Below are 13,129 nucleotides of genomic sequence, written 5' to 3' on the forward strand. Positions count from 1 at the left end.
GTGAGGCAGGTGCTTGCGTAGTCCGCTTCAAAAGCCTGCTGCTTTGGCATAATCTGCTGGTTTTCAACGCCCGGACTATCAGGATCTGCCAACCATGAAACTCGACGCCTTCGACCGCAAGATTCTCGCGGCGCTGCAACGCAACGGACGCCTGAGCAATGTCGAGCTGGCTGACGAAATCGGCTTGTCGGCCTCACCGTGTCTGCGTCGGGTGCGGATGCTCGAGGAGGCCGGGGTGATTCGCGGTTATCAGGCCAATCTCGATCGCGATGAAGTCGGGCTGGGTCTGACGGTGTTTGTCGGGGTCAAGGTCGAGCGTCACAACGATGCACAGGCCGAGGCGTTTTATGCTGCGGTGACGGCGTTGCCGGAAGTGATTTCTGCGTTTCTGGTGTCGGGGGAGTCGGACTTTTTGCTGCAAGTGGTGGTGCCGGATTTGCGCGCATATGACCGTTTTCTCAGCGGCTGCCTGTTGAAGCTGCCGGGGGTGAGTGACATCCGCAGCAACTTTGCGATTCACACGGTGAAGACGCCGGGGGCGTTGCCGCTGGGGCATCTTCCTGCCTGAGACCGAGTTGTCCCCAATCGCGAGCAGGCTCACTCCTACACTGATCGCGGTGCTTCTGAACAAACGCGATCAACTGTAGGAGTGAGCCTGCTCGCGATAGCAGACGCCCAGTCACCAGATACTTTTTTGCTTACATCTGTGTCGCCATCCCCTCGACATTCATCGCCGCCTGGCGCAACGCCTCTGACCGCGTTGGATGCGGATGGCACGTCAACGCAATGTCCTCCGCCGAAGCACTGAACTCCATCGCCACGCAAAATTCGCCAATCATTTCACTCACGCTCGGACCGACCAGGTGCACGCCGAGGACTTCATCGGTGCGCTCGTCGGCGATGACTTTGGCAAACCCCTCGGTCTCGTGGTTGATCTTCGCCCGGCTGTTGGCGGTGAAGGGGAATTTGCCGACCTTGTAGGCGCGTCCTTCAGCCTTGAGCTGTTCTTCGGTTTTGCCGACGCTGGCCAGTTCCGGTTTGGTGTAGATCACGTTGGGGATCAGGTCGTAATTGACCTCGCCGGCCTTGCCATGGATCTGCTCGACGCAGGCCATCGCTTCGTCTTCAGCCTTGTGCGCGAGCATCGGCCCGGAGGTCACATCGCCGATCACCCAGACCCCTGCCGCTTCGGTGCGATGCTGTTTGTTGGCAAGCATGCCGCGTTTGTCGGTGCTCAGGCCGACGTTCTCCAGACCGAGGCCCTGGGTGTACGGGCGACGACCGATGGCCACCAGCACGTAATCGGCTTCCAGCAACTCGGCCGTACCGCCAGCGGCCGGCTCGACGCTGAGTTGCACACCGTTGGCGGAGGCGGTGGCGCTGGTGACTTTTGAACTCAACTTGAACGCGATGCCTTGTTTGCTCAGCGAGCGTTGCAGGGTTTTGCCTGCCTCGCCATCGACGCCAGGGCAGATGCGGTCGAGGTATTCGACCACGGTGACCTGCGCGCCGAGCCGCCGCCACACCGAGCCCAACTCCAGACCGATCACACCGGCACCGATCACCACCAGGTGTTTGGGCACTTCACTCAGGGAAAGCGCACCGGTCGAATCAAGGATACGTTTGTTGTCGATCTCGACACCGGGCAGGGGAGTGGGCTCGGAACCGGTGGCGATGATGATGTCCTTGGCGGTCAGTTCGACTTTGCCGCCCTGATCGTCGGTCACCGTAACCTTGCCGGGGCCGTCGATATGGCCCCAGCCCTTGATCCAGTCGACCTTGTTCTTGCGAAACAGAAATTCGATACCTTTGGTCAGGCCGGCCACGCTTTCGTCTTTCTGTTTCATCATTTGCACAAGGTTTAGCGTCGGTTTGACCTCGATGCCGAGGTTGGCGAATTCCGCACCCATCGCCGCATCGTAAAGCTCTGATGCATGCAGTAAGGCTTTGGACGGCATGCAACCAACGTTCAGGCAGGTGCCGCCGAGGGTTGTCCGGCCTTCGACGCAAGCGGCCCTGAGGCCCAACTGGCCGGCGCGGATCGCCGCGTTATAACCACCGGGGCCGCCGCCCAGAATCACCACGTCATAGTTGCTCATGTGCTTGCTCCTGATGGATGGATGGAGATCGCTAAAGGTAGTTTCGGATAAAAATTACGAACGTAATATGTGCGTTCGCGGACATTTCGGTCAAGGCTTCAGCCAAGCGACAGGTTGGGCATCTTTGAATAAGCGTAATTGTGTACGAATATTTCACGCTTTTCGTTATATCGTAACGATATGCGGTGTGGGCTAATGAATTGGGGTGATATGCAAGTCGATCTGGAAGTGGATGGCACGCAAGTGGCCGCACTGCCGCGTTTTCAACAGGCGGCCGTGCAGAGCCGGCGTCTGCGCCGCTGGGCGATCGGCCTCGGCGGACTGGCCGGGGCAGGGTGGGTGCTGGCGTTCTTTGTCGGGTTGTTTGCCCCGCAGTCATTGTGGCTGGCGCTGCTGGTCAATCAGAGCGCCGCGCTGCTGGTGCTGGTTGCCGGGCTGCAATCGGCGTGGTGGGTGACGCGATGGCGTGCGCGGGTGATCAATCCTGTTGCGCTGGCGCCGCTTGCCGTGGAGGAACAACCCGCGCCGCAAGGGTGGTATGAGCGGCTGCTGGATCGCTTGAGTCAGCGCGGTCTGCATCTGCTTGGCCAGATCGGCGCGGCGACGCTGTGGTTGGGAGGCTGGGCGCTGCTGACGGTTCTGAGCATCGAGCAGGTGTGGAACCTGACGTTGCCGGCCGCTGCGGTGGGTTTATCGGCAACGGTGGGCGCAGCGTTGGCATTGTTGCTGGCGTTCGGTCTGCTGGTGCTGGAGCGGCAACTGGCCCAGGAAAACCCGGCGCAATGGCCCGAAGCGGTTTCCCTCGCGCAACTGACCCGTGTGGCGATCATCAGCCTGGTGCTGGGCGCACTCTGTTTGTTGTTCGCCGGCGAGAATGCGGTGTGGCCAGTTCGCGTCGCTGTCTTGATCGGCATCTTGCCGGGATTGGTCGCGATCGAGTTGTTATTGCGCGCCGTTCTGTCAGTGTTCAGCCCTCGTCGCGAGCAGCTTGAGCCGCGCCTGCTGGCGCGCAGTTTTGTCGCAGAGATGCTGCGCTGGCCGCCACAACCTTTACTCGCGTTGCAGCATGAATTGCACAACCGTTTTGGCATCGATCTGCGCCAGATCTGGGCGTTCAGCTACATGCGCCGTGCTTTTCTACCGGTGCTGGTGCTAGTAGCCGCAGTGGGTTGGTTGCTCACCGGGATCCATGAAATTCCGCTACAGGGACGCGGCATTTATGAGCGCTTTGGCAAACCGGTGCAGGTATTCGGTCCAGGTTTGCACAGCGGCTTACCTTGGCCGCTGGGGCGGGTGCGGATCATCGAAAACGGCGTGGTGCATGAACTGGCCACCAGCGTCGGCGAAAACCCGGTCCCGCTGCAAGCCAACCCTGCTGAGGGTCCGGCACCGATGACCGCCAACCGTTTGTGGGACGCCAGCCACGTCAACGACAAATCGCAAGTGATCGCCAGCAGCCGTGGCGATCAGCAGAGCTTTCAGATCGTCAACATGGATGTGCGCTTCGTCTATCGCATCGGCCTCAGCGATCAGGCCGCACTGGCGGCGACGTATAACAGCGCCGATGTGCCAACGCTGATTCGCAGCACCGCCAGCCGGATTCTGGTGCACGACTTTGCCTCGCGCACGCTGGACGGTTTACTCGGTCAAGACCGGGTAGGGCTGGGCGATGAGATTGGTCGCGCGGTGCAGCGTGATCTGCAAACACTCAACAGTGGCGTGGAGATTCTCGCCACGGTCGTCGAAGCCATTCACCCGCCGGCCGGTGCTGCCAATGCCTATCACAGCGTTCAAGCCGCGCAGATCGGCGCGCAGGCATTGATCTCCCGCGAGCGTGGCGCGGCAGCTGAAGCGAGTAATCAAGCGCAATTGCAGGCCAGCCTGGCTCGCGATCAGGCCAGCGCCAATGCCCGGGAAATCAATGCTACTGCGCAGGCGGCGGATCTGAAATTCAGCGCCGAACAAAAAGCTTACGCCAGTGCCGGCCAAGCTTTCGTGCTGGAGCAATACCTCGGTCAGCTCAGCCAGGGGCTGAGCAAGGCCAAGTTGCTGGTACTCGACCATCGTCTCGGGGGCAGCAGCAATGCGCCGACCATCGACTTGCGGACTTTCACGCTGCCGGCTGACCCGACGCCCGCGCGTACCACCGCTCAACCAGGAGTCGCCCATTGAGCCAGTCGCATACTCACGAACCGCATGATCACAGCGGCCACGATCATGGCCACGGCGGACATCACCATCATCATGGGCATCATCACCATCACCACGGTGCGCCGGAAGAGGCAGGGCCTTTTCCGTGGCGACGCATGAGTTGGGCCCTATTGCTGGTGGCGTTCGCCATCGCGGCGGCAAGCCTGGTGCAAGTGCGCTCGGGCGAGGCCACGGTCATCACGCGTTTTGGTAACCCTGCGCGGGTGTTGCTTGATCCGGGTTTGAGCTGGCGTTGGCCAGCGCCGTTCGAGGCGGCGATTCCGGTCGACCTGCGTTTGCGCACGACGTCCAGTGGTTTGCAGGATGTCGGCACCCGTGACGGCTTGCGCATCATTGTCCAGGCCTACGTGGCGTGGCAGGTGCAGGGCGATGCGGACAATGTGCAGCGTTTCATGCGTGCGGTGCAGAATCAGCCGGACGAAGCGGCACGGCAGATTCGTACCTTTGTCGGCTCGGCGCTGGAAACCACCGCGAGCAGTTTTGATCTGGCGAATCTGGTGAACACCGATGCCAGTCAGGTGCGTATCGCCGATTTCGAAGCGCAGTTGCGCCAGCAGATCGATCAGCAATTACTCGCGACGTATGGCGTGCGGGTTGTGCAAGTCGGCATCGAGCGTTTGACTTTGCCGTCGGTGACGCTCACTGCCACGGTCGATCGCATGCGCGCCGAGCGTGAAACCATTGCCACTGAACGTACGGCCATCGGCAAACGCGAGGCCGCGCAAATCCGTTCTGCAGCTGAGCGCGATGCGCGAATTGTGCAGGCTGACGCCACGGTAAAAGCGGTAGAAATCGAAGCGCAGTCTCGTGTCGAGGCGGCGCAGATTTATGGCCGTGCTTACGCCAGCTCACCGCAGCTCTACAATTTGCTGCGTTCGCTGGACACTCTCGGCACCATTGTTACGCCGGACACCAAACTGATTCTGCGTACCGACGCCGCGCCATTTCGAGTATTGGTCGACGGCCCGCCGACACTCGACAGCAAAACCGGACCGCAGCCATGAATGAAGAAGTTCCACGTGGAACACATGCGCTGAACAGTCCGTGGATTCAGGCTGGGCGTTTGGCATTTTTTGCCTTGTACGCGGTGACGCTCCTGGCGGCATTGGCCTGGGTGTTTTCCAATGTGCGGCAGATTGATCCGCAGAATCGCGCAGTGGTGTTGCATTTCGGCGCGCTTGATCGCATCCAGAATGCCGGTCTGCTATTGGCCTGGCCGCAGCCATTCGAACAAGTGATTTTGCTGCCGGCAGCCGATCGGGTGATCGAGCGTCGTGTCGAGAATCTGTTGCGCAGTGATGAGGCGCTGAAGGCCGATCGGGTCGCTTCCTTTGCCACCCCCCTGAGTGATGCGCTGGCCGGATCCGGTTATTTATTGACCGGTGATGCCGGCGTGGTGCAACTGGATGTGCGGGTGTTCTACAAAGTCACTGACCCTTACGACTTCGTGTTGCAGGGCGAGCATGTCTTGCCGGCGCTGGATCGTCTGGTGACGCGCAGCGCGGTGGCGCTGACGGCTGCACGCGATCTGGACACCATTCTGGTCGCTCGACCGGAGTTGATCGGTGCTGATAATCAAGCCGCGGAACGTCGGGAAAAACTGCGTGGCGATCTGGTGCAAGGCATCAACAAACGCTTGGCCGAGTTGAAGGCAAGCGGGCAGGGCATCGGCATCGAAGTGGCGCGGGTGGATGTGCAATCGAGTCTGCCCGATCCAGCGGTCAGTGCTTTCAACGCGGTGCTGACCGCCAGTCAACAGGCCGACAAAGCTGTGGCCAATGCACGCACCGACGCCGAGAAACTCACCCAGACCGCCAACGAACAGGCCGACCGCACGCTACAAGTCGCTCACGCGCAGGCTGGCGAGCGCTTGGCCAAAGCCTCAGCCGACACGGCCACGGTGTCGAGTCTGGCCAACACTACCGACCCGCAAATGCTTCTGCGCCTGTACCGCGAGCGCATGCCGAAAATACTCGGCCAAGCCGGATCGGTGACCACGGTCGACCCGAAAGACGATTCCCGTCTGATTATTCAGGGAGCCAGTAAATGACTGCGACCACCGCCGCACCGAGCCTGTTGTCCTCGGCCGAACAACGCCGCGCTGCACGGCAACTGACCTTGGCCATGCTTGCGTTGGGCCTGCTTGGTCTGGGTTTGATCTGGCGCTGGCAGATGCCCGAGCAAACCGGTGTCAGTCAGTTGCTGTTGGGTGTTGCTTCTTTATTGGTCGCCGTACCGGTGATGCGCTCGGCGTGGTACAGCCTGCGCTATCCGAGCTTGCACGGCATCACCGATCAACTGATTGCCCTGGCTATGCTCGGTGCCTGGGCGACTGGTGACTTGCTGACGGCCGCGCTGCTGCCGATCATCATGATCTTTGGCCACGTGCTGGAGGAGCGCAGCGTCATCGGCTCGCAAGAGGCGATCCATGCCCTTGGCCAACTGACGCGCAGCCATGCGCGCAAGGTTCAGCCTGACGGCTCGATCATCGAAGTGGACAACGGCACGTTGAAAGCCGGCGACACCGTTGAAGTGCGCGCCGGTGATCGGATTCCCGCCGATGGTCGAGTGTTGTCAGGTCAGGCCAGTCTCGACACTGCATCGATTACCGGTGAATCGGTGCCGGTCGAGGCGGGTGTCGGCATGTCGGTGTTCGGCGGTGCGATCAACCTTGACGGTCTGTTGCGTATTGAAGTGACGCGCACCGGTGGCGAGTCGACGCTGGGCAAGGTCATCGCGTTGATGCAGAACGCCGAGCGCTCGAAACCGCCAATCACCCGGTTGCTCGAACGTTACGCTGGCAGCTATATGGTGCTGGTCTTGCTGCTGGCGGCAGTGACCTGGTTTATCACTCACGATGCGCAAGCGATGCTTGCGGTATTGGTCGCCGCTTGTCCGTGTGCGTTGGTGCTGTCGGCTCCGGCCACGGCGATTGCCGGTGTGGCGGTGGCCGCACGCCACGGCATTCTGATCCGCAGTTCGGCGTTCCTTGAAGAACTGGCCGACCTGACTTCGCTGGTGGTCGACAAGACCGGCACCCTGACTTTCGGCACCCTGCGCCTGCAGTCGATCAATAATCCGCGCGCAGAGTCATCCGTGATCATCGCGCTTGCCGCCAGCCTTGGCGCGGCAAGCAGTCATCCGGTCAGTCGTGCGCTCGCAGGGTTGGTCAGTCAGGAAGAATGTTTGGCACTCAGTGATATCCACGAACGTCAGGGCCTCGGCGTGGTGGCCATGACCGCGCAAGGCGAAGCCGCGTTGGGCCGACCGGAGTTGTTCGCGCAACTGGGCATCACCACGACGACGGTTCCCGATCACGACGGTCCCATCGCCGGGTTGGCATTGAACGGTGCATTCCTCGCTTGGTTGTTGCTCGCCGACACGGTTAAACCGGAAGCTCGTTTTGCCCTCGACGAATTGCGCGAGTTGGGTCTTGGCCGGCAATTGCTGCTGACCGGCGATCGCCAAAGCGTGGCGCAATCGCTGGCCAGCGAGGTCGGCTTGCATGAGGTGCAAGCCCAAGCCCTGCCCGAGGACAAACTCAATCACGTACTCAAGGAAATCAACAATGGTTTCCGGCCTATGGTGGTCGGTGACGGTATCAACGACTCCCTCGCACTGAAGGCGGGCGTGGTCGGTGTAGCGATGGGCGCGGGCGGAGCGGACATCGCGCTGGCCTCAGCCGACATCGTGTTGATCGGCAGTGACCTGCGCCGTCTCGGTACATGTGTGCGGCTCAGCCGCCAGTGCCGCAGGACGTTGCAGGTCAATGTGATCATCGGCCTGGGCTGGACGCTGGCCATTGTCGTGTTTGCCGCTTTCGGTTGGCTGGGTGCCGCCGGGGCGATGATCGCCGCGCTGCTGCACAACCTCAGCACGTTGCTGGTCCTCGGGAATGCCGGGCGCTTGCTGCGCTTTCAGGAGCCGTTGCTCAAGCTCGAGAAAGACTTTTGAAATTATTTTTCGATCCTCTGTAACGCCGTCGGGGCCGCTCTCTCTAGTGCTATGTCGGGACTGAACAACCTTCCAGCCGACACCCCTGACGATTACCGAGGATAAGAAAAATGACCATCAAGACCGCTGCTGCTGGTGCCGCTCTCGCTTTGGCTGCCGCCACAATGTTTGCCGGTGTTGCCACTAATGCGATGGCTACCGATGCCCAGGTTCATTGCTACGGCGTGACCGCTTGCAAAGGCCAGAACGACTGCAAAACCAAAGACCACGCCTGCAAAGGCATGGGCGCCTGCAAAGGTCAGGGCTTCAAGGCGATGACTCAGGCGGCTTGCGAAAAAGCCGGTGGCAAGGTCGGCGAATAACTGACCGGCAAGTGTTGCCGCAGTGGTTTGCGCCACTGCGGCCACTTTTTATCAGGAGTTCGCACATGTCTGTTTCTCCTCCTTTTCTGGGTTACGGCCTGGGTTTACGCAGCGCTTATTATCAACAGATCCTTGAGCAGTCGCCGGATGTCGACTGGTTCGAAGTGGTCTCGGAAAACTTCATGGTGCAGGGCGGCAAGGCTCTGTATTACCTCGATGCCTTCGCCGAACGCTATCCGTTGGTGATGCACGGCGTATCGTTGTCCATCGGCGGGCCGCATGCCCTCGATCCTGACTACCTCAAACAACTCAAACAATTGGCCGAACGCGTCCGACCGGCATGGATCTCTGATCACCTGTGCTGGAGCCGCGGCAATGCCCATCAGCTACACGATTTGCTGCCGTTGCCTTACACCGAAGAAAGCCTGGTCCACATTGCTGCTCGGGTGATGCAGGTTCAGGACATTCTGCAGCGCCCGTTGGTGCTGGAAAACGTCTCAAGTTACGTGCGCGGCGCCTCGGACGAATTCACCGAGTGGGAGTTTCTCGCTTTGCTCAGCCATGTGAGCGGCTGCGAATTACTGCTGGATGTGAACAATGTCTACGTCAGTTCACGTAATCATGGCTTCGATCCGTGGGCCTTCATCAGCAGCCTGCCCATTGATAAAGTCCGCCAACTGCATCTGGCGGGGCACAGCGATTACGGCGATTACGTGATCGACACCCACGACCATCCGGTGAGCGATCCGGTCTGGGCGCTCTATCAACGCACACTCGAACATTTCGGCCCGGTGGCCACGTTGCTGGAACGCGACGATCATTTTCCGCCCCTCGAAGCGCTGCTTGATGAACTGCAAACGGCCCGTCAGCTCGGGAACAAGGTTCTGGCGCGGAGGCAGTCATGCTCCTGAAAGAGTGGCAACTGGCGTTTGAAGCGTTTCTGCTCGAAGAAGACCCCAACGCGGATCCGACGTTGAGCGAGAGCCTGGTCGGTGGCCCGACACTGGATGTCGGCACGGGACTGGCGATCTACCACAACGCTTACAAGGCGCGTTTGCTGGAGGTGTTGCGCAATGACTTTCCGGCGACCCTGCACTGGCTGGGCGATGAGGAATTCGACCGCCTCGCAATGGCTTACATCCATCGGTATCCGTCTGCGCACTTCAGCCTGCGCTGGTTGGGCAAAGGCTTCGAAGGCTTCGTCCGCGAGCATCTGGTGCCGGAACAGAGCGCGCCGCTGGCCGAGCTGATTGCGCTCGAATGGGCCTTCACCCTGGCTTTCGATGCACCTGCCGCTGAGTCGCTGACAATTGAGGCCATGGCGGCTTTGACTCCGGAGGAGTGGCCCGAATTACGCGTCAGAGCGGTGCCGTCCATGCAACGGCTGGCGTGCCACTTCAACAGCCTTTCTTTATGGCGCTCGGTAAAGGAAGAAGCGCAATTCCCTGAAAGCGCGCCGCTCGAAATCCCACAGGTCTGTCTGATCTGGCGAAACCAGTTGATCTGCAGTTACCGCAGCCTGGATCCAGCCGAAGCCTCAGCTCTCAAGGGCATACTCAACGATGGCTGGAATTTCGCCGAACTGTGCGCCGAGTTGGCAGTCACTTATGGTGAGGGCGCGCCACTTCAAGCGGTTACCTGGTTGAAACAGTGGATACAGGATGGTTTGCTGGAGCGTCTGCAACGATAGACAAGGTTAATCAAATCGATAGCCTGCTATTTTTTCGGGATGGTCTACCCTCAGATCTGACGTCTGAAACAAGGGGGATTTTCCATGCTCGCGCAACTTCCACCGGCCTTACAGAATCTGCAGCTTCCGCTGCGCCTGCGACTCTGGGATGGCCATGAGTTCAATCTGGGGCCGGCGCCCAGCGTCACCATCGTGGTCAAGGACCCGACGATGGTTACCCAGTTCACCCATCCAAGCCTCGACGCGCTTGGGGCGGCGTTTGTCGAAGGCAAGCTGGAGCTGGAGGGCTCGATCAGCGAGGTCATCCGGGTCTGCGACGAATTGAGCAACGCGTTGCTCGGCGAAGATGGTGACAGCCAGCCAGTGCGTACCTTGCACGACAAGGAAACCGACGCCAAAGCCATTTCCTACCATTACGACCTGTCGAATGCGTTCTACCAGCTCTGGCTGGACAGCGACATGGTCTACTCCTGCGCGTATTTTGAAACTGGCAGCGAATCCCTCGAGCAGGCGCAACAAGCCAAATTCCGCCACCTTTGCCGCAAGCTGCGTTTGCAGCCCGGTGACTATCTGCTGGATGTCGGTTGCGGCTGGGGCGGGCTGGCCAGGTATGCCGCGCGGGAGTTCGGTGCAAAAGTGTTCGGCATCACCCTGAGCAAGGAACAGCTGAAACTGGCCCGCGAGCGGGTCAAAGCCGAAGGCCTGGAAGAGCAGGTCGAACTGCAATTGCTCGACTATCGCGATCTGCCTCAGGACGGGCGTTTCGACAAGGTAGTCAGCGTCGGCATGTTCGAACACGTTGGCCATGCCAATCTTGCCGAGTACTGCAAAACCCTGTTCGGTGCGGTGAAGGAGGGCGGGCTGGTGCTGAACCATGGCATCACCGCCAAGCACACCGACGGCCGTCCGGTGGGACGCGGTGCCGGGGATTTCATTGAGAAATACGTCTTCCCCAACGGCGAATTACCGCACCTGGCGATGATATCGGCCGAGATCAGCGAAGCCGGTCTGGAGATTGTCGACGTCGAAAGCCTGCGCCTGCACTACGCGCGCACGCTGGACCACTGGAGCGAGCGGCTGGAGGACAACCTGGAAGCCGCTAGCAAACTGGTGCCGGATCAAGCGCTGCGTATCTGGCGTCTGTACCTGGCCGGCTGCGCTTATGCGTTTGCGCGCGGCTGGATCAATCTGCACCAGATCCTCGCGGTGAAGGCGCATGCGGATGGCAGCCATGAACTGCCGTGGACACGCGACGATATCTACAACCCTTAATCGCTAAGCAGTCCTTTTATTATCGGTGAGGGCTTTCATAGAATCGGTGAAATAAGCCGGGCGATCCGCATGCCGACCTGTTGCAGGCGGTGGATCTCCCGGCTTTCTTCTTTGGCGACCTCGTAGGCTTGCGCGAAATCGGCGCTGAGCATGTTCTCCACGCTGGCGGCGAAGTCACTGTCGACGGTTAGTAGCATCACTTCGAAATTCAGCCGGAACGAACGGTTGTCCAGATTGGCGCTGCCGATCGCGCTGATCTCGCTGTCGATCAACACCACTTTCTGATGCAGGAAACCGGGTTCGTAGCGGAATACCCGCACGCCGGCCCTCACGGCTTCAAAGGCGTAGAGACTGGAAGCAGCGTAAACGATGCGGTGATCGGGACGCGACGGCAGCAGCAATCGCACGTCGACGCCACGCAATACGGCCAGCCTCAGTGCGGCGAATACCGCTTCGTCCGGAATGAAATACGGGCTGGTGATCCACACCCGTTCGGTCGCCGCGTGGATCGCTTCGACAAAGAACAACGAGCAGGTTTCGTAGGCATCCGCCGGGCCGCTGGCGAGCAATTGGCAGAGCACGCCGTCATCCGGGTACTCGTCAGGCAGGATCAGTGGCGGCAGTGCGCGCGCAGCCCAGAACCAGTCTTCGGCAAAGGATTCCTGCATGCACGCGACCACCGGGCCACGTACCTTCACATGCGTATCGCGCCACGGTGCCAGCGGTGGTTTTTCACCCATGTATTCATCGCCAACGTTATGTCCGCCGACAAACCCGACCACTCCATCGACCACGACGATCTTGCGGTGATTACGGAAGTTGACCTGAAAGCGATTGAGCCAGCCACTGCGTGTGGCGAAGGCTTTGACCTCGACGCCGCCATCACGCAACGTCTGCACATAGCTGTGGGGCAGGGCATGGCTGCCGATGCGGTCGTAAAGCAGATGGATGGATACGCCTTCAGCGGCCTTCTTCAGTAGCAGATCACGCAAACCCTGACCGAGCCGATCATCGTGGATGATGAAAAACTGAATCAGCACGGCTTCTCTGGCTTGATCGATGGCGTGGAAAATCGCCTCGAACGTGGCTGCACCGTTGACCAGTAATTGCACTTCGTTATTCGCCAGACAGGGCATGCGCCCGAGTTTGGGCATCGCACGTAACGAGGCATAGGCATTCGAGGCGCGTGCAGTCAGCGCTTCTTCCACCCACGGACGCCAGTTCAACTCGGAGATGGCCTGACGCATCTGTTCGTTGGCCTGGCGTCGTGCCTGGATGTAACCATCAAAGGTGCTGCGCCCGAACACCAGGTACGGAATTAGCGTGAGATAGGGAATGAAGATCAGCGACAATGCCCAGGCGATCGAGCCTTGAGCCGTGCGCACGGTGAGCACCGCGTGAATTGCGGCGATCAGGCCGAGGGTGTGTATCAGGGCGATCAGATAACCGAAAATGTGCGGTCCAAAATAATCCATGGGGCAGCCTTGCTCCGGAAGATTCAATGCTTAACAGACCATGTTCTGCCGCGAATGTCGCTATTT

At 60.1% G+C, this 13,129-nt stretch carries 11 protein-coding genes; 9 read left to right on the forward strand and 2 right to left on the reverse strand.

The window, feature by feature from the left end; all coding sequences use genetic code 11:
• Window positions 1-94 precede the first annotated feature (94 nt).
• A complete protein-coding gene (locus H8F23_RS21585) occupies window positions 95-568 on the forward strand; it encodes an Lrp/AsnC family transcriptional regulator (RefSeq protein ID WP_158955444.1) in 474 nt (157 codons plus the stop codon).
• A gap of 130 nt (window positions 569-698) precedes the next feature.
• Here the strand turns inward: H8F23_RS21585 and lpdA are convergent, their stop codons facing one another.
• Window positions 699-2,099, reverse strand: coding sequence for a dihydrolipoyl dehydrogenase (lpdA, locus tag H8F23_RS21590; protein ID WP_194935712.1), 1,401 nt, complete (start codon window positions 2,097-2,099; stop codon window positions 699-701).
• A 210-nt stretch (window positions 2,100-2,309) separates the two neighbouring features.
• On the opposite strand from lpdA, the gene hflK (H8F23_RS21595) reads away from it, so the two are divergent.
• The 8 genes from hflK (H8F23_RS21595) (at window position 2,310) to cfaB (ending at window position 11,588) form a co-directional block, all read left to right on the forward strand.
• Window positions 2,310-4,271, forward strand: a complete 1,962-nt coding sequence (gene hflK, locus H8F23_RS21595) for a protease modulator HflK (RefSeq protein ID WP_194935793.1) — start codon at window positions 2,310-2,312, stop codon at window positions 4,269-4,271.
• Window positions 4,268-5,314, forward strand: coding sequence for a protease modulator HflC (gene hflC, locus H8F23_RS21600; protein ID WP_194935713.1), 1,047 nt, complete (start codon window positions 4,268-4,270; stop codon window positions 5,312-5,314). Before hflK (H8F23_RS21595) ends, hflC begins: the two co-directional genes overlap by 4 nt.
• Window positions 5,311-6,360, forward strand: coding sequence for a protease modulator HflK (gene hflK / locus H8F23_RS21605; protein ID WP_194935714.1), 1,050 nt, complete (start codon window positions 5,311-5,313; stop codon window positions 6,358-6,360). The genes hflC and hflK (H8F23_RS21605) overlap by 4 nt, the downstream gene beginning before the upstream one ends.
• The gene (locus H8F23_RS21610) at window positions 6,357-8,264 is read left to right on the forward strand and encodes a heavy metal translocating P-type ATPase (protein WP_194935715.1); all 1,908 of its coding nucleotides are present in this window, start codon (window positions 6,357-6,359) and stop codon (window positions 8,262-8,264) included. The genes hflK (H8F23_RS21605) and H8F23_RS21610 overlap by 4 nt, the downstream gene beginning before the upstream one ends.
• Window positions 8,265-8,374: 110 nt before the next feature.
• Window positions 8,375-8,626: a BufA2 family periplasmic bufferin-type metallophore gene (bufA2, locus tag H8F23_RS21615; protein WP_194935716.1), complete on the forward strand. Its 252-nt coding sequence runs from the start codon at window positions 8,375-8,377 to the stop codon at window positions 8,624-8,626.
• Window positions 8,627-8,691: 65 nt separating this feature from the next.
• The gene (gene bufB / locus H8F23_RS21620; protein WP_194935717.1) at window positions 8,692-9,537 is read left to right on the forward strand and encodes an MNIO family bufferin maturase; all 846 of its coding nucleotides are present in this window, start codon (window positions 8,692-8,694) and stop codon (window positions 9,535-9,537) included.
• On the forward strand, window positions 9,528-10,316 hold the full coding sequence (locus H8F23_RS21625) for an HvfC/BufC N-terminal domain-containing protein (protein ID WP_194935718.1): 789 nt from the start codon (window positions 9,528-9,530) through the stop codon (window positions 10,314-10,316). Before bufB ends, H8F23_RS21625 begins: the two co-directional genes overlap by 10 nt.
• Window positions 10,317-10,400: 84 nt before the next feature.
• On the forward strand, window positions 10,401-11,588 hold the full coding sequence (gene cfaB / locus H8F23_RS21630; protein ID WP_194935719.1) for a C17 cyclopropane fatty acid synthase CfaB: 1,188 nt from the start codon (window positions 10,401-10,403) through the stop codon (window positions 11,586-11,588).
• Window positions 11,589-11,623: 35 nt separating this feature from the next.
• Here the strand turns inward: cfaB and cls are convergent, their stop codons facing one another.
• Window positions 11,624-13,063, reverse strand: coding sequence for a cardiolipin synthase (cls, locus tag H8F23_RS21635; RefSeq protein ID WP_194935720.1), 1,440 nt, complete (start codon window positions 13,061-13,063; stop codon window positions 11,624-11,626).
• Between the last annotated feature and the right edge of the window lie 66 nt (window positions 13,064-13,129).

The sequence above is a fragment of the Pseudomonas neuropathica genome, assembly GCF_015461835.1.
Classification (GTDB): domain Bacteria; phylum Pseudomonadota; class Gammaproteobacteria; order Pseudomonadales; family Pseudomonadaceae; genus Aquipseudomonas; species Aquipseudomonas neuropathica.

Excerpts from the sequence above, each read along its gene's own strand:
- H8F23_RS21585 (WP_158955444.1), top strand. The coding sequence starts at position 95 with ATGAAACTCGACGCCTTCGACCGCAAGATTCTCGCGGCGCTGCAACGC.
- lpdA (WP_194935712.1), bottom strand. The coding sequence starts at position 2,099 with ATGAGCAACTATGACGTGGTGATTCTGGGCGGCGGCCCCGGTGGTTAT.
- hflK (WP_194935793.1), top strand. The coding sequence starts at position 2,310 with ATGCAAGTCGATCTGGAAGTGGATGGCACGCAAGTGGCCGCACTGCCG.
- hflK (WP_194935714.1), top strand. The coding sequence starts at position 5,311 with ATGAATGAAGAAGTTCCACGTGGAACACATGCGCTGAACAGTCCGTGG.
- H8F23_RS21610 (WP_194935715.1), top strand. The coding sequence starts at position 6,357 with ATGACTGCGACCACCGCCGCACCGAGCCTGTTGTCCTCGGCCGAACAA.
- bufA2 (WP_194935716.1), top strand. The coding sequence starts at position 8,375 with ATGACCATCAAGACCGCTGCTGCTGGTGCCGCTCTCGCTTTGGCTGCC.
- bufB (WP_194935717.1), top strand. The coding sequence starts at position 8,692 with ATGTCTGTTTCTCCTCCTTTTCTGGGTTACGGCCTGGGTTTACGCAGC.
- H8F23_RS21625 (WP_194935718.1), top strand. The coding sequence starts at position 9,528 with ATGCTCCTGAAAGAGTGGCAACTGGCGTTTGAAGCGTTTCTGCTCGAA.
- cfaB (WP_194935719.1), top strand. The coding sequence starts at position 10,401 with ATGCTCGCGCAACTTCCACCGGCCTTACAGAATCTGCAGCTTCCGCTG.
- cls (WP_194935720.1), bottom strand. The coding sequence starts at position 13,063 with ATGGATTATTTTGGACCGCACATTTTCGGTTATCTGATCGCCCTGATA.